This window comes from Collinsella sp. CLA-ER-H11, assembly GCF_040092445.1.
Classification (GTDB): domain Bacteria; phylum Actinomycetota; class Coriobacteriia; order Coriobacteriales; family Coriobacteriaceae; genus Collinsella.
This window is the reverse complement of sequence record NZ_JBBNLN010000005.1, coordinates 53,364-72,200: the sequence shown is the minus strand read 5'-3', so window position 1 is coordinate 72,200 and position 18,837 is coordinate 53,364. Positions and strand designations below refer to the sequence as shown.

At 61.0% G+C, this 18,837-nt stretch carries 14 protein-coding genes; 7 read left to right on the top strand and 7 right to left on the bottom strand.

Annotated elements, in window-relative coordinates; translation table 11 throughout:
• Nucleotide 1: 1 nt before the first annotated feature.
• From AAAX35_RS05210 to AAAX35_RS05200, 3 genes are all read right to left on the bottom strand, one after another.
• Nucleotides 2–1,690: an ATP-binding cassette domain-containing protein gene (locus tag AAAX35_RS05210; RefSeq protein ID WP_349116956.1), complete on the bottom strand. Its 1,689-nt coding sequence runs from the start codon at nucleotides 1,688–1,690 to the stop codon at nucleotides 2–4.
• A gap of 279 nt (nucleotides 1,691–1,969) precedes the next feature.
• Nucleotides 1,970–2,710, bottom strand: coding sequence for an ABC transporter ATP-binding protein (locus tag AAAX35_RS05205; protein ID WP_117769450.1), 741 nt, complete (start codon nucleotides 2,708–2,710; stop codon nucleotides 1,970–1,972).
• A gap of 5 nt (nucleotides 2,711–2,715) precedes the next feature.
• Complete coding sequence (locus AAAX35_RS05200) at nucleotides 2,716–4,938, bottom strand: hypothetical protein (protein ID WP_349116955.1); 2,223 nt, start codon at nucleotides 4,936–4,938, stop codon at nucleotides 2,716–2,718.
• A gap of 135 nt (nucleotides 4,939–5,073) precedes the next feature.
• Here AAAX35_RS05200 and AAAX35_RS05195 point away from each other — a divergent pair, with 135 nt between their 5' ends.
• The 6 genes from AAAX35_RS05195 to AAAX35_RS05170 all read left to right on the top strand — a co-directional run bounded on the left by AAAX35_RS05195 (nucleotide 5,074) and on the right by AAAX35_RS05170 (nucleotide 9,683).
• The gene (locus AAAX35_RS05195) at nucleotides 5,074–5,586 is read left to right on the top strand and encodes a hypothetical protein (protein ID WP_147336061.1); all 513 of its coding nucleotides are present in this window, start codon (nucleotides 5,074–5,076) and stop codon (nucleotides 5,584–5,586) included.
• Between the two features lie 9 nt (nucleotides 5,587–5,595).
• Nucleotides 5,596–5,847: a helix-turn-helix transcriptional regulator gene (locus AAAX35_RS05190; RefSeq protein WP_006235292.1), complete on the top strand. Its 252-nt coding sequence runs from the start codon at nucleotides 5,596–5,598 to the stop codon at nucleotides 5,845–5,847.
• Nucleotides 5,848–5,865: 18 nt separating this feature from the next.
• Nucleotides 5,866–6,573, top strand: a complete 708-nt coding sequence (locus AAAX35_RS05185) for a site-specific integrase (RefSeq protein ID WP_270225426.1) — start codon at nucleotides 5,866–5,868, stop codon at nucleotides 6,571–6,573.
• A 396-nt stretch (nucleotides 6,574–6,969) separates the two neighbouring features.
• Nucleotides 6,970–7,257, top strand: a complete 288-nt coding sequence (locus tag AAAX35_RS05180) for an ACT domain-containing protein (RefSeq protein WP_006235289.1) — start codon at nucleotides 6,970–6,972, stop codon at nucleotides 7,255–7,257.
• A 77-nt stretch (nucleotides 7,258–7,334) separates the two neighbouring features.
• A complete protein-coding gene (locus tag AAAX35_RS05175) occupies nucleotides 7,335–8,753 on the top strand; it encodes a citrate synthase (protein WP_148331859.1) in 1,419 nt (472 codons plus the stop codon).
• Nucleotides 8,754–8,840: 87 nt separating this feature from the next.
• The gene (locus AAAX35_RS05170) at nucleotides 8,841–9,683 is read left to right on the top strand and encodes a Cof-type HAD-IIB family hydrolase (RefSeq protein WP_349116954.1); all 843 of its coding nucleotides are present in this window, start codon (nucleotides 8,841–8,843) and stop codon (nucleotides 9,681–9,683) included.
• A gap of 158 nt (nucleotides 9,684–9,841) precedes the next feature.
• Here the strand turns inward: AAAX35_RS05170 and AAAX35_RS05165 are convergent, their stop codons facing one another.
• The 4 genes from AAAX35_RS05165 to AAAX35_RS05150 form a co-directional block, all read right to left on the bottom strand.
• Nucleotides 9,842–10,636 (bottom strand): HAD family hydrolase, encoded by a 795-nt coding sequence (locus AAAX35_RS05165; RefSeq protein WP_349116953.1) that lies wholly within the window; start codon nucleotides 10,634–10,636, stop codon nucleotides 9,842–9,844.
• A 206-nt stretch (nucleotides 10,637–10,842) separates the two neighbouring features.
• Nucleotides 10,843–12,663: an adenine deaminase C-terminal domain-containing protein gene (locus tag AAAX35_RS05160; protein WP_349116952.1), complete on the bottom strand. Its 1,821-nt coding sequence runs from the start codon at nucleotides 12,661–12,663 to the stop codon at nucleotides 10,843–10,845.
• Between the two features lie 394 nt (nucleotides 12,664–13,057).
• Nucleotides 13,058–14,269 (bottom strand): tyrosine--tRNA ligase, encoded by a 1,212-nt coding sequence (gene tyrS, locus AAAX35_RS05155; protein WP_035137437.1) that lies wholly within the window; start codon nucleotides 14,267–14,269, stop codon nucleotides 13,058–13,060.
• A gap of 96 nt (nucleotides 14,270–14,365) precedes the next feature.
• Nucleotides 14,366–16,324 carry a U32 family peptidase gene (locus tag AAAX35_RS05150; RefSeq protein WP_349116951.1) on the bottom strand — a complete coding sequence of 653 codons (1,959 nt, stop codon included), beginning with the start codon at nucleotides 16,322–16,324 and terminating at the stop codon, nucleotides 14,366–14,368.
• Nucleotides 16,325–16,486: 162 nt separating this feature from the next.
• Between AAAX35_RS05150 and AAAX35_RS05145 the strand changes: the two genes are divergently transcribed.
• The gene (locus tag AAAX35_RS05145; protein WP_349116950.1) at nucleotides 16,487–18,685 is read left to right on the top strand and encodes a PBP1A family penicillin-binding protein; all 2,199 of its coding nucleotides are present in this window, start codon (nucleotides 16,487–16,489) and stop codon (nucleotides 18,683–18,685) included.
• The last annotated feature ends 152 nt before the right edge of the window (nucleotides 18,686–18,837 follow it).

Below are 18,837 nucleotides of genomic sequence, written 5' to 3'. Positions count from 1 at the left end.
GTCATTCACCTCCTTCGTATGTATCGAGGTATTCCTGCTTGAGCGTCTGCGAGGACGACTTGATCTTTTCCACGAGCGTGCCGGCCTCGATGAAGTAGAACGAGTTGGTAAGGTCTGCCAGGTCGTCGAGCAGATGGCTTGAAATGAGCACGCTGCGTCCCCGCGCCACCTCGCTGCGCATCGCGTCGCAGGAGGTTTTCCGCTTTCCCGGATCGAGGCCGTTCAGCGGTTCATCGAGGATGAGGTACGGGCAATCGGTCGCTATCGCCATGGCAAGCTTTACCTGCTGCTTCATTCCTGTCGAGAGTTTACGGGTCGGCTTGTCGAGATATGGGGAGATTCCGAGGGAGTCGCAGAGCGAGTCGATGTCGGCGGCCGATTTCCACGCCTCCCTAACGAAAGCAAGGTGCTCGATGGCCGATAGCGTGGGATAGAGATCCGCGCTGCCCGAAGAGCTCAGGTAGACGAGTTCTGCAAATTCGGCTGATCGACGTTGGCAGATTCCGTCTGCCGCCAGGCTTCCCGAGCGGATGCGGGTGGGAAATTGGCCCGACAGCGCTTCAAGAAGGGTGGTTTTCCCCGAGCCGTTGGGAGCAACGAGGCCCGCCGCCGTTCCCGGGCTCAGGAAAAGCGACCCGATTGAAAGTATCGTCGTGCTTCCGTATCCCACGCTCGCGTCCAGAAGCTCGAGCCCATGGTGCTTTTTCGCGGGTCCAGGCTGTTTGGGCGAACGTGTCGCAACGGCGCCGACCGCAAAAAAGACCGCGACGTATGCCAGGGCCACGGCAAGCATCGATGCGCTGCCCGAACCGGAGCCAATGAATTCTGTCGGGAAGCATCCTACGTAACCCGTTGCCTCGATAGGCGAGAATACGGCCAGCGGCAGGAGATTGAGCGCGGCGTTATGCTCCAGTGCCGAATCGGACAGTAACGGGAATGCCGGGGCCGCGACAAGCAGCGCGGAGGTAAGGGGGCCCGCGAGGACGCGCCTCGTTGCGGTCGATAGGACGGCGGAGCAAACGGATATCAAGGTTCCGCCCGCAAGAAGCGCGATAAGCAGGGCTGTGAAGACGTTTCCCGCGGTCGTGGTGGTAAGCGCGCCGTCATGGAAGAAGGCGATCGGGTACCCAATTTGCCCGAAGCCGTTTAGGACCAAGGCGTAAATGCCCCCGGGTGCGAGGCCGGCGAGGAGCATCGCGGTCCCCGCGACGATTATCGAAAACACGATCTGAATAAGGCGCCGGAATTTGGGCACGGGCGCCTTTGCCGCCAGGGTCCCGGGCCTTGTGGCGCCGAGCACGAGTATCGACGAGAGAAGGAAGGGGATGAAGGGAAGGAAAGACGGCGCCGTGGCAATGGCGTAAGGCAGGAAGGAAAGGAATGGCAGGTCGTTTGCGGAGGCCGGGATATCCGTGATGCCGGAGCTGCTCAGGGCACGGCAATATGCGAGCGCTGCGTCATTGGTCTCCTGGTCCCCCACGATGGACCCGGATTGGAAGCCTTCGCCCATGAGCGCGTAGTAGCTCTCGGCAGAATCGAGAAAGGCGGCGTCGGTTTGAGCGGCAAGGGCGGCGTTCGCGTATCTTGCAAGCTCCGCGTCATTTTGCTGCTCTGGAGATAGGTCTGTGCCGCTGGCCTGGGGCGCGCGCGTATTGAATGCGTCGACAAAGCTCTGCATGCCCTGTTTCATAAAGAAGGGCCCGTAGATGGGTGAATTGAACGCAATGGGGACGGAAAAGGCTGCAGCGAGAACGAGCGTACAAATCCATACGGCCTTGTCTCTTAGGATTAGTTTGAGAAGAAGTCGACAGTACATTTAGAAGCACCTACGTTCCTCAAAGAATTGTTAGATTAAAAGTAACAGACCGGATGAAGATACGTGCGACGGGGGCGAGGCGAATGGCTGGGCGGTATCGATATGCGGGTTCAACGGTATCACATTGGCCACATAGATTTTTAACTTGCATTTCTACCCGCCCTTTTCGTAGAGTCGCCGATACGTGCTTAGCGCACCCTCGGCGCGTCCGGCAGGCTTTGCGAAATGGGATCCAGGAGACTTCGGCGCAGCATCATCTTGCGGAATGCTTCTAATGAGCCTCCCATCCTTCAAAAACAGAATCTCATCGCACAGCCTATCGACCGAATCCAAGATGTGGGATGACATGATGATGCACGTACCAGAATCGGCCAGCTTCCTGAGAATCTCGGAATGCAAGTCCACCCTGCTGGGGTCGAGCGCGTTCATGGGCTCATCTAATAGAAGGTACCGCGCGCCCGTCGCATACGCAATCGCCAGGGTAAGCTGCTGCTTCATGCCCTGGCTCAGAGTGCGGATCCTCATCTTCGCGAACTCGCCTATCTGCGTTTGTTCCACTATCTCTTCGATATCGCGAGCATGCGGCCACATATCGCAAACCATCTTGAGGTGATCTTCCGCACGCAATCCGGGATACAGCAGCGTCCCCTCACCAGGTGCATAGAAGATCATAGAACGGACCTCTCTCGCACCCGTACCCTGCACCTCATCCAGAACGATGCTCCCGTCCACGCGAGGACCCGGCAAACCTGCCATCGCACGCAGCAACGTCGTCTTTCCATGCCCGTTCGGAGCGACGAGACCGTAGACCGTACCCGGGGCAAACTCAGCGTTCACCGAATCTACGAGCACCTTCTTTCCATAAGAGATCGTCAGCGTTTGAAGGTCAATCATCGAGATCATCCCCTTTCGATCTTTGGAACACTCAGGCGCACCATCAACGGAGATACGGCGCCCAAGACCACCAGCAGAGCGCCCGATGCGCCGACGACCTCTCCAAAAGGCATCGCGTTCGTCCCTCGCCCAAGGAACCCAATCGTCCCCACCTGGGAAGCGGGATCAAACGAGGCGAATGGAGCCAGCAGCGCGACGCCCATGCCCACGCTTTCAACATGAGCGCTCAACGAACCCAACGCCAAGAGAACCGCGCAAACCATTCCGGTGACAACGGGGTTGCGGCTAATCGCTGCTGTCAACGCAGCGACGACGGAAATCACGCCGTATGCCATGACCAGCAACGGAATACTGCACAACACCGCCTCCCCCACCATGGACGTTGTCGAAGCTCCCGCCCGAATGAGAGCGACGGGATACTCCGATCCACCCGCACCGTTCTTAATCACGGACACAACGACAGCGGGAACCATCGACACCAAAAGCAGCACCAAGCCAAGCAGGAGAGCCAGCGCAACAGCCGTCAGAAAACGCACATGCGCTGTTGCGGGGATCTGGAGAACCAGAAGGGAACGACACTGCAGGTGGGTGCACGCGAGCGATGTGACAACCACGGGCAACAGCAAAAATAAGGAGGGAAGCGCTGCCTGGAGATACGAAAGGAGGATTAATGGGGGCATCTTCGTACTTAACTCGTAAACCTTGGGGTCCGGCAAGCTCGCGATCGACTCAAGCAGAAGGGCGCGCGCCTCCGCACGAGAAGGAGTCTCCGGCTCGATTCCGATCGATTGCAGGAGAGTCGCATCTGCCGCGCCCAGCTCACCTCGAGCGCGCTCGTACGTCGCAAGGCTTCGAAACCCCTCCGCAGGCATAGGCGCGTACACGAAACCCGAAAGAGCATCCCGCATGTCTTCCAGGGCCGCTTTGCCCTCGACGTCGATATTCGCAGCGTTCTGCTCTAGATACCGATCTATTGAACGGAGCTCCCCATCCCTATACCGAACAGCGGAAACGTTATCAGCGTCAGGAAACATCTCGACCAGAGCCGGGGCCAGCATCGTCGTCGACATTGCAATCGCGCATACGGCGAGGGTAGGAGAACGCAGGAGCAGTTTCCCCATCGTTCTTACGTATGCAACGGCGGAGGCACAAGCGCTCGAACGAGTTGCCGTTCTCGATGCAGTGAAGGAACCTCTCTCAAGACAAATCGGGGATATCGGGCACGCGCAGCCGCTCTTTCCAGCAACGCAAAGCAGGCTAATTGCCAGCACCTCGATCCCGATTGCGCATACGAGGGCAATCGCGCCACGCTCGAAGCAAAGTCCAGGCAGATTCACTATCTGCGTTGTCGGGTACGGGCTATAGGCGCCGACGGTCAACTCAGTGTTCGCATACGTAAGGGGATTCAACAGGGCGAACTCACGTAAAGCGATGGATCTTCCGTAATACCCGGGAACCATCGTCACCCCCATCAGGGCACATACGAACACGATTCCAAGCGTAGGGTTATTGGCAATCTTCACGGCAAGGTGAACGACAAGCGAGATGAACGCTGCCACCAAGAATTGCAAGATGGCCGTCTGCGCGAACACCAGCCAAGCCGGTTTGATAACCGGAGTCGCATATTGAATGTAGCCTATCGGATAGAACGGCGAGCCCGAGCCATTCTTCACAAGCGCGGCGATTATCCCTGGAAGATTGACGGCGAAGACGGCAAGCATTGCAAAAACACTCGCCCATACGCTCGATGCAACAAGTCTACCCAGCTCGCCCATCGGTGCCTGGATGATGAGCTTTTCACGTTTGTTAAGACGCGCGGCAAGGAACGAGACGGCAACGGCCGTTGCGACCCATAGCAAGTACTCCTTCGATCCGTCATAATAGGTGTACTCTCCATCCGATATCTGCAGAAACGGAAGTAGGGGAGAGAGCGGTGCCAAGATAAGACGTCCCGCGGCAAGAGGGTACAGAAGCGCGGGCATGCTTGATGAAGAGGTATAGACACCGTCCTCCCCCGCATTCACAAGCGCATCCGCATAGGATGCTGACAATTCCTGCTCAACACGGGTTATTCCCGACTCGAGGTATTCGACCCGTCCGTCGATGCCAGCCGCGCTCCTGAAGACGGGCAGAGCACAAAGAACCATCAACGCAACAACGACAACACAGAGCGACCTGGAGGAGAGAAGCGACCTAAAGATCGCCTTCGAGATTTTGAGCATATTCATCGCCAACCTTAACCTCATCCAGTCGGAACAGAGGGGCCGAACAAAATGCTCGGCCCTTATTACTTGTCGGCAAAGTCAATTTAACATAAACTGTTAAAAAGTAACCTGAGTTTTTTAAATTCTTCGGAGGTTATTATGAGTTCCGACAATCGCACTCCCCGGCTTCATTCCTTCCGCATCGCATGTGCGATAGCCTCTGCGACCCTTTGCGCCACCGCCATCGCACAAGTGGCGTTCTCCTTAAAGCCAGCAATCGAAGTGCTCGACAACCCTGTAATTGCAGACTCCCCCGCGTATCCAGCCCTTGCGATCTCGACATTGGTCCCTGCCGTCATCGGTATCGCTACGACCATCCTCAGCGCCGTTCTCGTGTGGACGATCAAGAGCGCAGACCCCTTCAAGAAAGGGTCTGCGACATGCTTGAAGGTGCTCGGCATTCTCTTCGTTGTTCAAGCTGCCACCAGCCTCTACGCCGGCTCACTCAAAACCTCCGTTTCGATGTTTGGCGGCGAGGGGGCCGTCGGCGCCCAAGAGATCGCTTCATCATTCGATTGGACCTCTCTGGTTCTCGGCATCGTCCTGTTCATGCTTTCCCAGCTCTTCTTGTACGCCCGAGAGCTGTACCTCGACTCCGACGAGATTGCGTAAGGAAACGCCATGCCCGTAATTGTTCGCCTCGACAAGATCATGGCCGAGCGAAAGATTTCCTCGAACGAACTTGCCGAAAGGATTGGAACCACGCCCGTGAACCTGTCCCGTATTAAAAAAGGGCATATTCGCGGCATTCGCTTCAACACGCTCGAGCAGCTATGCCTCGCCCTTCGTTGCCAACCCGGAGACCTTCTCGAAGTCATGAGCGAAGAGGATGCCCGAAAGGAGTTCGGACTCGATTGGTCCGCCGAGGATTAGAGGGCGGTCGTACTCGCCCTGCACACGGGGATGCGAATCGGCGAGGTCTGCGGCCTTCGGTGGTGCGATGTGGATTTCGAGACGGGCCTGATCTCGATCAGACACTCGGTGGCGTACGCGAAGGGAATGGGTTCGTTCATCAAGGACACCAAGACCCATGACGCCAGGGGTATCCCCATCGACCCGGTCGGCCTACTCCCCTTCCTGAAGGAGACCCACGAGATCGACTGCGGAAAGCTGCGCTTGCGCGGCCTTACCGGGGCGGTCGAGATCGGGGACTGCTACATCCTGTCGGAGCCGGGCGCGACCTTCGCGACGACAAGCTATATCCGCAGGGCGTTCAAGACGTTCTCGGAGACCAACGGCCTCATGGGCACCAACGACGAGCTGATCACGTTCCACGGCCTTCGCCACACGTTCGCAACGCAGTGGATCCGCCAAGGCGGCGATATCAAGGCGCTCCAATCGATCCTCGGCCACAAGGACGCCATGGCGACGCTCAACGTCTACGCCGACATCGAGCCCATCTCCAAAATCCATAACATGCTGCGCGCCACGCCGTGCCTTTGGCGCGGGCACCTCGGGCCGAGGGTCGATCCGGGTCCCATGTTCCAACAGAGGATCCAGGAGTCCATCGAGACGCTCCAGGCGTTCGGCTACGGCATCACCGAGCCGGACGACCGAAATATCGCCATACGCGACGTGAAGATGAACAGTTGGCTCTAGCTCACCGAGTACGCGGCAGTGCTGGGCCCATCCCAACTGAGGTCACGGTGGTCCGATAGGGGCGCCGCCCGCGGCATGCGCCGCGGAGCGGTATCCCCTACCGAAGGGCGGGGATGCCCTCCGCTTCCAGTTCGGAATCAGCCGTCGGAGGCGTTCGGCTGACTGCGGGAACGGCCTGTCCGCTCAATGTGTTCGGCTGAGATCGGAAATCAACCCAACACGAGCCGGACACGCGCCAGACGGCTCTTCCCCGTACGGCCTTCCCCCTTACGCTCATGTTGCAGGCATGTAACGCCGCAGCGAGCGCGCCTTTTTTGCGCCAGACAGGTACAATGATGAACACTGTACCGTAGCGGAGCGCCCCGCGCGCGCCGCAACCACGCGAAAGGGTTTCCCATGGCCGAGATCTCGTCCTCCCGTATCGTCATCACCGTCCTTGGCAAGAACCGCCCCGGCATCGTCGCCGGCGTCACCCGCGTTCTGGGCGAGGCCAACGTCGACATCCGCGACATCACGCAGTCCATTATCGAGGACATCTTCACCATGACCATGCTGGCCGACACCGCCGAGTCCAAGCTCGACTTCGCCGAGCTGCAGAAGGCCCTGGCCGAGGCCGGCGAGCTTTCGGGCGTCAACGTGTCCATCCAGCGCGAGGACGTCTTTAACTTTATGTACCGCCTGTAGCGAACAAGCCGCTCGGGGCAGCTTGACGTCATATCGTCCAAGCGCGCGGCCCCAAAGCGGACCGGAGAGGAGCGCGCATGGCCTACGACGCCAAGAAAATCTACTACCGCTTCGACGATCACCTGAGCCGCCTGGTTCTGGATTACGAGGCGAGCCGTCAGATTTCGCCCGAAAGCGAAAACCTCTACCACGGCCTGCCGACCGCCCCGTACGACGAGGGTCTGTTCGTAGAGCATAACGTCAAGCGCGGCCTGCGCAATGCCGATGGCTCGGGCGTGGTCGCGGGCCTTACCCGCATCTCGGACGTGCACGGCTACAACAAGGTCGACGGCAAAGTCGTGCCCGACCAGGGCAAGCTTACGCTGCGCGGCTACAGCATCGAGGACCTGGTCAACAACGCCCAGGCCGAGAATCGCTATGGCTACGAAGAGGTCGCCTACCTGCTCATCACGGGCTCGCTGCCCAACAAAGAGGAGCTCGACGGTTTTTGCGGACGTCTGGGCGCTTTTAGGCACTTGAGCGATGAGTACGTCAAAGAGTTCCCCATGACCACGGTGTCGTCGAGCATCATGAATGTGCTTCAGCGCGCCGTGCTGCTGCTCTACGCCTTCGACGCCGAGCCCGACGCCATTACGCCCGAGCACGAAATCGACGTCGCCATCTCCATGCTCGCCCGTCTCCCCCGCATCGCCGCCTTCGCGCATATGGCCTCGGTCGCCAAGCGCCGCGGCTCCGAGGTTCATGTACCGCACCCCACACCCGGTCTCTCCACCGCCGAGACCATCCTGCAGGTGTTGCGCGGCGGCATGGCATTCACCCGCGACGAAGCCATGCTGCTCGACGTGATGCTCATGCTGCATGCCGAACACGGAGGCGGCAACAACTCCACGTTTGCCTGCCGCGTGCTGTCCTCCTCGGCCACCGACCCGTATTCCGCCTACGCCGCGGCTATCGGCTCACTCAAGGGCCCGCGCCACGGTGGCGCCAACGCCAAGGTTGTCTCCATGCACGAGGACATCCGCGCGCATGTCTCCAATTGGGAGGACGAGGACGAGGTCGCAGCCTACCTGGGCAAGATCCTCGACAAGCAGGCCTTCGACGGCACGGGTCTCATCTACGGTATGGGCCACGCCGTCTACACGCTGAGCGACCCGCGTGCCGAGGTGTGCCGTCGTTACGCGCGCACGCTTGCCGCCAAGAAGGACCTGGGCGAGGAGTTCGCGCTCATCGAGCGCATCGAGCGCCTGGCCCCGCAAGTGATGCGCGATCACGGCATGACCAAGCCCATCTGTGCCAACATCGACCTGTACACGGGCTTTATCTACAAGATGCTCGGCGTGCCCGAGACGCTCTTTACGCCGCTGTTCGCCGTCGCCCGCATGGCCGGCTGGTCTGCGCACCGCATGGAAGAGCTCTTCTGCGCGCACCGTATTATTCGCCCGGCCTATCGTCCGGTGATCGAGCCGCTGGAGTACAAGCCGCTCGCTGACCGCTAGGACGCGGACCGTTATAGAACTCGAGCGTGGCCAGGGCATCGCCGCCCTCGGCCACGCTTTTTATGCCAGCAGAAAGGGCTGCATCATATGATTGTTTTTTCCGATATGGATGGAACGCTGTTGACGAGCGATAAGCAGATGAGCGATGCCACCTGGGCGATGCTCGACGAGCTTGCGCGACGCGGTGTTGAGTTTGTGCCCTGCACGGGGCGCCCGCTGTCGGGCATCTTTGAGCCCATCCTCGCCCATCCCGCCGTGCACTATGCCGTCTGCGCCAATGGCGCCAGCGTCTGGCAGCTCGACGACGGTACGCCCACCGATACTTCACGTGCTACGCGCATTTTGAGCCGACCGCTCGACCGCGCCATCGCCCACCGCGTCCATAGCATCGCCGCCGGCCACGATGTGACCTTCGATATCTTCGCGGATGGGCAGTGCTTCCTCCCCCGCTCGCTCTACACGCGCCTGGACGAATTCTGCGGCGGCGACCCCCACATCGCGGCTTCGCTCAAGCGCACACGAACACCGATCGACATGGATATCGACAGCAAGATCGACGAGGTCGAGACACTCGAACGCATCGCCATGTACTGGCACGATCCGGCAGATCGCGACGCCATCGCGGCGGAGCTCGACACGCTCGGAGGCATTGAGGTCACGCGTTCGTACGCCATGAATATCGAGGTCATGGGCGAGGGCGCCACCAAGGGAACAGCCCTCACGTGGCTATGCGAGCACCTGGGCGAGTCTCTCGCCGACGCCTGGGCGTTCGGCGACAACATCAACGACATCCCCATGCTGCAGGCAGCGGGCCACGGCATGGCCATGATCAACGGCGAACCCGAAGACCGCGAGGCCGCCGACGCCATCACCGAATACGACAACGACCACGACGGCGTCGCCCGCACCATCATGGCCGCCCTCGCCTAGCAGCATCAACCCGGCAGGGTAGCTAATTTGGGACGGGCTATTTTAGCTACCTAACAAGCGGGTAGCTAAAATAGCCCCGTCCCAAATTAGCTACCCCCGGAAAACCGCAAGGACTGTCCCCCGTTGCCGGCAGAAAAGGAACGTCCCCATCTGCCGGATTAAGCGAGACTCTCCAGCACGCGACGGAGCTCCTGCTGGACGGCGTGGTCGCGGTTGCAGCCTACGACGCGATCGGCAACCGCCTTGAGCGCGGGGCGCGCGTTTTCCATCGCGCAGCCCGTGCCGACAAAGCGAATGATCTCGTAGTCGTTCATCGAGTCGCCAAACGCCATGATCTCGTCGGGTCCAATGCCGTAATGCTCCGCGAGCTGTGCGATGCCCGAGGCCTTCGACACACCGGGCTGCATGGCATCGATCCACGCATTACCCGAAGGTGCAAAAGTAAAGAGCTGGCCAAGTTCACGCTGTAGCACGTAGGCGCTGTCCATAACGGCACCGTCATCGCAAAAGATACTCGCCTTGATGATATTTACGCTGGGATCGGGCAGCTCCCAAATGCGCTCGGCATTGGGAAGGTCCTTATCGACCTCACGCACGAACTTGCACTCGTCATCGAGCAGGAAGGACTTGGTTCGGTCAAAAAGCGCAAGATGCAGATTGGGAAACGTCGCGACAGCCTGGGCGAGCCTTCGAATCGCCAGGTGCGAATACACCTCACGGTCTACCATTTTGCCGTCGGCGTAGACCTGGGCACCGTTAGCGGCGACAAAGTCCATCTTGTCGCGAACGGGCGCAAAGAACTCGCACAGGCGATCGTAGCGACGACCTGACGATGCGGCAAAATGCACACCATGCTCGTGTAGCGCCAGAATCAGTTCGTAGGTCTCGGGAGGCACCTGGCCGTTTTCGTCAAGCAGTGTGCCGTCCATATCGGATGCAATCAGTTTAAACATGGAAAAGCTCCCTTCGGGCTTGTTGGAATCGAACGTGTATCCGATTCCAACGTACCCAAAGGGAGCTCAGGTAAGACTCCGCAGGCGCAAACGTTACAAGGACCTGGCAAATAGCTCACACATGCCAGAGGTCCTACGGTCGCGGCGTCAGGCGACACGCCAAAGAGTGTCCCCGACGACTAGTCGTTTAAGAACGTCCCCGATGACTAGTCGGCGTAGGTGAAGGTCGTGACGTCGAACATGCCCTCGGGGCGAATGCGGAGCGTCGGGATGACCGGCAGGGGCAGGAAGATGATGCCCATGATGGGGTCGAGCGGCGGCTCAATACCCATGGCGCGCGCCTTGACCATAAAGTCGTCGTGCTGCGCGGCAACGTCCTCGGCCGTGCCTTCGCTCATCAGGCCGCCGAGCGCCAGCGGAATGCGCGCCACGACCTCTCCGTTGCGAACCAGCACGTGGCCGCCCTGGCCCACAGCCTCAACAGCAGCCATCATATCGGCAGCGTTATCACCCACAACGCATACGTTGTGCGAGTCGTGGCCGATCGTGGAGGCAATGGCACCACCGGTGATGGTGAAGCCGCGCACCCAGCCGCGACCGATGTGCTTGCCGACAAGACCCAGGCCCGCAGGACCATCACCGTCGGCGCCCTCGGCCTGCAGCGACACGCCGCGCCCATGGCGCTCGATCAGCATAATGCGGCGCAGGCCCTCGGCACTCTCGGGGCGAACCATACCCGTGATGGCCTTACCCGGCACCACGTCGATCACGGCCTCGCCCGGCTTAAAGGCATAGTCGAACACGTCGAGCGAAAGCTTCGGCAGCTTAACGGACGCGCGCAGCTCATCGGCAAGGGCCGCAACCTCGGCCATCTCGGGTGCAATCTCGCCCACAAAGGTGCCATCCTGCGCCACCAGAGCACCGGCGGCATATACGCGATGCGGAGCCGTAGCAAACGTCAGGTCGTTGAGTACCAGCAGGTCGGCGCGTTTGCCCGGGGCGATCGCGCCACGGAGCTCATGCGGGTCGCGGCAGCCGTGATCCAGGCCAAACGCCTCGGCCGTGGAGAGGGACGCCATAGAGATGGCAACCACGGGGTCGATACCGGCCTCAATCGCCACGCGGCAGGCGTTGTCGATCATACCGGTCGAAAGCGCATCGGAGGGAGCGCGGTCGTCGGTCGCAAAGCAGCAGCGGCGGGCACGGGCGGGGTTTTCCAGCAACATCGGAGACAGGTTGGCCAGGTCATGGCTGCACGTACCTTCGCGCAGCATCACGTACATGCCGCGGGACAGCTTGTCGAGTGCCTCCTCGGGAATCGTCGACTCATGGTCAGCGATAATACCTGCTGCGGCATAGGCGTTGAGGTCCTTGCCGGCAACGAGCGGGGCGTGACCGTCGACCTGCTTGGACGGCGTCTGGTTGGCAGCGTCGATGCGAGCACAGGTCTCGGGATCGGCCATAAAGACGCCCGGCAGGTTCATCATTTCGCCCAGACCAAAGACATCGCCCGGATGCTCGGCAAAAAACGCCTGCATATCAGCAGCGGTGATGACGGCACCGGACTGCTCGTCGGGCAGCGCGGGCACGCACGAAGGCATCATGTACTTGATGGAAATAGGAGCGCGACGACCGTCCTCGATCATAAAGCGCAGGCCGTCCAAGCCAGAAACATTAGCGATCTCGTGGCTGTCGGCAATAGCGGTGGTGGTACCGCGCGTCGCCGCCATGCGCGCATACTCGGCAGGGCGGATGTTCGAGGACTCAATGTGCAGATGTCCGTCGATAAAGCCGGGGGCGAGATAGCGGCCCTGGCAGTCAATAACCTCGGTCGCCTCGTAGGTGCCGGCGGCATCGTCGCGACCATCGTAGAGCACACCGACGATCACGCCATCCTTGACGGCAACGCTACCGGGCGCCACGCGCTGGCCGTACACATCGACAATCTGTGCGTTGGCAAACAGCGTGTCAACGGGTACACGACCCTCGGCGGCCTCGATCACAGATCTCATGACCTCAACGGACATACATACTCCTTTAACCGTAGAAAAAAGCTGCGGAGCGGACAGGCCTTCACCGCAGCAAGCCAATAGCAATTGTATGCCCAAACGATGGGTCAGCAATACGGCCCTCCGCTTAACGGCATCCGCCACTTGGTGCAATGGTGACAGACTACTTTTCGCCAATGACAAGGAGTGTCCCAAAGTGCCGGCACAAAAGGAACGTCCCTAACTGCCGCATCCGGAGCAAGACAATGCCGCGGGTAGAGGGCGGACAGCGAGCGGGCTCCAGAGCGAACAAATTGACATGAAAAGAGGGCGGCATAGACCTTCTGGTCATGCCGCCCTCTTTGAATGGCAAGTTGTCGCTCTGGAGCCCGCGCAGCGTCGACCGGTTACGCGGTTTGGTAAAACCGCGTAACTAAACCAACTTAAAGCCCTTGCGCTTGCCTACGGAGAGGGTGTCGCCCAGCTTGAGGGCGCTGGGATCGATGTTATAGCTCTTGGGAGCCACGGCCTTGCCGTTGATCTTGACGCCACCGCCGTCGATATCGCGACGAGCCTGGCCGGCGCTCGCCGAAAGGCCCAGGTCCTTGAGCAGGCCGGCGAGGTAGATCTGGCCCTCGTCGTTGACGGTCAGCTCAACGTGCTTCTCGGGGAAGTCGGCGAGCTGGCCCTCCTTGAATACGCGGTCGAACTCGGCCTGAGCCTCGTCGCCGGCGCCGGCGCCGTGGTAGGTGTCGCACAGGTCGCGGCCCAGAGCGCGCTTGAGCTCATAGGGATCGGCAGAGCCGTCGGCCAGGGCGGCGTCGATCTTGTCGACCTCGGCCGGGGTGAGCGAGCTCGCCAGGCGATAGTACTTGCCGATCATCTCGTCGGGGATGGACATGGTCTTGCCGAACATGTCCTTGGGAGCGTCGGTCAGGCCGATGTAGTTGCCGTATGACTTGGACATCTTGCGCACGCCGTCAGTGCCCTCGAGCAGCGGCATGGTGAGCGCGATCTGCGGCTCCATGCCCATCTTCTCCATGAGCTCACGGCCGGCGAGCAGGTTGAAGAGCTGGTCGGTGCCGCCCATCTCCACGTCGGCCTTGATCTGCACGGAGTCGAAAGCCTGCATCACGGGATACAGGAACTCGTGCAGGGCGATCGGCGTCTGAGACTGGTAGCGCTTGGTAAAGTCATCGCGCTCAAGAATGCGGGCGACGGTGAACTTGGAGCACACCTGCAGCAGACCGGCCAGGTCCATCGAAAGGATCCAGTCACCGTTGTGCACAATGGTGGTCTTCTCGGGATCCAGGATCTTCATGGCCTGGCTCACGTAGGTCTCGGCGTTGGCCTCGATCTGCTCCTGCGAAAGCTGCGGACGGGTGGAATTCTTGCCCGAAGGGTCGCCAATCAACGCGGTACCGTTGCCGATGATGAGGGTGACGTTGTGGCCCAGGTCCTGGAACTGACGCATCTTGCGCAGCGGCACGGCGTGGCCCAGGTGCAGGTCGGGGCTGGTGGGGTCGACGCCGAGCTTGATGTTGAGGGGCTCGCCCTTCTCAAGCTTCTTGCGAAGGTCGGCCTCGGGAACGATCTGCGCGGCGCCCGAGGTGATGATACGCATTTGCTCGTCAACAGACAGCATTGGGTATCCTCCTTTTGCTATAGCACCCTCGCCGAAAACGGCGGTGCTGGAAGTCCATAAACTCTCTTATGATAACAAACTGACGCGACGCGGCACCTACGACAGGAAAATCCTCGTCCTGCCGCATGCGTCAATGGCAACTGGCAGACGTGTACCGTCACGCTCGACCAGATAGCGTGCCTGCCGACGACGCAAGCAGTCGCGGCAACGGACCTGTCCCGTCGCATCGGTGGCGCAGACGCCCTCGGCGGTCAGCAGGCAGTGCTCGCACACCATAAGCTCGGGACGGTCGGCGTCGACCGGACCCAAGACGCCGGGTTCAGCAGCCAGTTCGGCAATACGCTCCGCATCATTGCCGAGCAACTCGGCCGGCAAGTACACCCGCCCCGCACCGAGTCCGCGCAGCCAGGTAAGCGTGGCCCAATTCGCGCAGAACACCGGCGCCGCCACGTCAAACGTCACGCCCAGCTCGCGAGCGATCACCACCTGTCCCAGGTTGCGGCAGACGACGCGCCCGGCACGCTGCATCAGTGAGCGGGTCCGGTCAGCGTCACTCGCGCGGCACACCTCGTCAAGCACCACAACGGCGTCGGACAAATCGAGTTCTCCGCGCGGGTCAGCATCCATCAGCTGCCAAGCAAAAACCATGCGAGTGGGAACCGCGCACTCCACCAACTCCGTCGACGCACCGCCATCCACCGCAACGTCCTCAAAGGGCAGCACCTCAACGGCACGCGCAACGGGCGCAATCGCATCTGCCTCGGCCCGCATGCGCTCCAACACCGCCGCCGTCTGATCCAACACGCCGGCGCTGCGAATCAGGTACACCTCGCAGCCCGCGTCCACCTTACGCTTGCAATGCACGACGACGCGCTTCCCCGCTGCGGCATCCACCGGGCAGGGCACCTGCGGCCAGCGCTTGGGCACATCGGGACGCGCGTCGACACCCGGATAGAACCGAATCTCGAGCGTGTCACCCGCCGCCACGGCGGCGTCGAGCTCAACGGTCACCTCTTCGTGGCCCACAGCGACCAAGCGTCCCACGCGCACGCCCTGGTTAATTGCGCGCTCAAAGCTCATCAACTCGGCACCCGAACGCCCTCGCAGGTACGCATCGGTAAACCCACGGTTAAACGACCTTCCCAGCTCGCGTTCAAGCTCTTCCACGGCACCGGGGTCCCACGCGTCGTCGCGCAGCATATCGAGCGCCCGGCGCCACACCCGCACCACATTGAATACGTAATCGGGGTTCTTCATGCGCCCCTCGATCTTGAGCGACGCCACGCCGGCATCTACAAGCTCGGGCAGATGCGCAATACCCAGATAGTCACGCGGGCACAGCAGGCGATCTCCCTCGACGGCGACAACGCTCTGCCCCGCCTCGTCCACCAGGTCGTACGCCAGACGGCACGGCTGCGTGCAGTCGCCGCGCATCGCCGAGCGTCCACGCCGCAGGGCCGAGAACTCGCACGCCCCCGAATAACCGATGCAAATCGCACCGTGGCAGAATACCTCGATGGGTACGCCCGTGGCACATAGCGCCGCAATCTCGTCGACCGTCAGCTCGCGCGCCGTCGTCACGCGCTCGACCCCCAGCTCATCGGCGGCAAGCCGCACGGCGCCTTCGCTATGAACGCCCGCCTGCGTAGACAGGTGAATCTCGACCCCGGGAATCGCCGCGCTCAGCGCGCAGGCCAACCCGGCATCGGCCACAATCAGAGCATCGGCGCCCAGCTCCAGTGCATGAGCTCCCAGCGCCACCGCATCGGACAGCTCATCGTCAAACACGAACACGTTGAGCGTCACGTACACACGCACGCCATGGGCATGCGCCACGGCACAACCGCGCGCAAACTCGTCATCCGTAAAGCCATGGGCGCTCACGCGGGCGTTAAAGCCGCCCAACCCCGCATAGATGGCATCGGCACCCGCGGCGATGGCCGCAAGCATCTGGTCGAGCCCGCCCGCCGGCGCCAGCAGCTCGGGCAGCGCCGCACCGGCAGCATCCAATCCAGTCTCGTATTGTCCGCTCGGCCCTATCGTCCGAATCGCCATCGGCAAACTCCTTACCAAGGTATGCATTCACTCTGAAAAATGCCGTCTTCCAGCATACACGAGGCCTCGCGCGCCCCGTTTGGTTTATCGTGTAATAACTTATGTCCATCCTGCCCCGACGACACATTCACCGTCCGGCACGACATACCTGGAGGTCAATATATGGGTCCTCGCCAACGACAGGGACGCAGCCGTTCAAAGACGCATGCTCTGCCCATAATCCTGCTCTCGTTTTTGGGCTTTCTGCTGATTGCGGGCGTGGCATTTGGCATCGGCATGGTCGGCAACGTCAACCGCTGGCTGTCCGATCTGCCCGACTACACCGACGCCAACGCGTATCTGGTGAGCGAGCCCACCGAGATCGTCGACTGCAACGGCAACAAGATCGCGAGCTTCTACACGCAAAACCGCAAGTCCATCACCAAGGACGAGGTCTCCCCCTACGTGCTGCAGGGCACCGTTGACGTCGAGGACGAGCGCTTCTACGAGCACGGCGGTATCGACCTGTGGGGTATCGCGCGTGCTGCGGTGGCAACCCTCGGCGGCGGACACGAAGGCGCCTCGACTATCACCCAGCAGCTGGTGCGCAACACCATCCTGCAGGAGGAGCAGTTCGACTCGACCATCGAGCGTAAGGTGCGCGAGGCCTACATCGCCGTCAAGATGGAGGACATGTACTCCAAAGACGAGATCCTCATGATGTACCTCAACACCATCTACTACGGCCACGGCGCCTACGGCATCGAGGCCGCAGCCGAGACCTATCTGTCCAAGAGCGCCGCCGACCTCACCCTCAGCGAGGCCGCACTGCTCATAGGCCTTCCCAACTCGCCCTCGCAGTACGACCCCACGGTCAACCCCGACCTGGCGCTGTCCCGTCGCAACAAGGTCCTCGACAACATGTTGCGCCTGGGCCACATTACGCAGGAGGAACACGATGCCGCACAGGCCGAGCCCATCACCCTCAACGTGACCGAGATTTCGGGCAGCGGCGTCGACGTATACTCACAGCCCTACTTTGTCGCCTATGTTAAGCAGCTGCTGGAGCAGGAGTTCTCGACCGACGTGCTCTTTAAGGGCGGCCTGACCGTCAAGACCACCATCGACCCCACGATGCAGCAAGTGGCAGAGAATGCCGTCCGCGAGCAGCTCGACACGCTCTCACTCGACGGCCTGGACATGGGCATGGTCGTCGTCGACCCCAAGACCGGCTACATCAAGTGCATGGTGGGCGGCTACGACTACAACGCCGACGAGAACCACGTAAACCATGCCACGGCCAAGCGTCCCGTCGGCTCCACCTTTAAGGCCTTTACGCTGGCAACTGCCATCCAAAACGGCATGAACCCCAACGTCACCCTCAACTGCAACTCGCCGCTCAAGGCCAAGGGCACCACGACCGAGGTCCAAAACTACGCCAACCATAGCTATGGCAACATCACGCTTAAGCAGGCAACGGCATACTCCTCCAACACCGGCTACATCCAGGTGGCGGAAGCCGTCGGCAACAGCAAGATCATCTCGCTCGTCAAAAAGCTCGGCATCGATCCCGCCAAGGACAACATCGAGGATGTTCCCGTCATGACGCTCGGCACCGGCTCGATCTCGCCGCTCGAAATGGCCGCCGCCTACGCGACGTTTGCCAACGGCGGCTACTATCGCCAGCCGATCGCCATCACCGAGATTGACTCTCGTACCGATTCGGTGCTGTACCAGCACACCGACAATCCCTCACAGGTGCTTACCGAGGGCGAGGCCGCCGCGGTCACCGATGTTCTGTCCGGCGTCATGAAGGGCGGCGGTACGGGTGCTGCCGGCGCCCTGAGCGTCAACCAGCCCTATGCCGGCAAAACGGGCACCACCGACAACACCACCAACCTGTGGTTCTGCGGCTATACCCCGCAGCTGGCGTGCGCCCTGTGGACCGGCTATTCCGCGGGCGAGATCCCCATCCAAAAATACGGCACGGACCTGCTGGGCGACAGCACCAACCTGCCTGTCTTTAAGCGATTTATGAACACCGTTCTGACCGGTACCGAGCGCGAGGAGTTTGCGACCGGAACGGCGCCCACCTACAAGAACAACAGCGTCTGGAAGTTCTACGGCACCAACAACACCAAGAAGACGGAGAACGACGACAAGGACGAAAACGAGGACGAAGAGGAAACCACCACAACGACTACCACGACGACCACGACCACCGAGACCACGGGCGGCGACACCACCGGCGGCACCGGTACGACCGGTGGCTCGACGGGCGGCTCAACTGGTGGTTCGACCGGCGGCGATGGCGGCACGCCTACGCCTACGCCTACGCCCACTCCCGACCCCTCGCCCACGCCTGACGATACGGTCGGCTAGAAATCATCCGGCCATAAGCAACAAGGCCCCCGAGCAGCCTATTGAACTGCTCGGGGGCCTTTTAGTTTGAAGCGACCTGGTGGGCGGTCTTTATACCGGCGAACAAAAAAGGGGGGTACCGACCAACGTCGATACCCCTTACAAGCCACTAT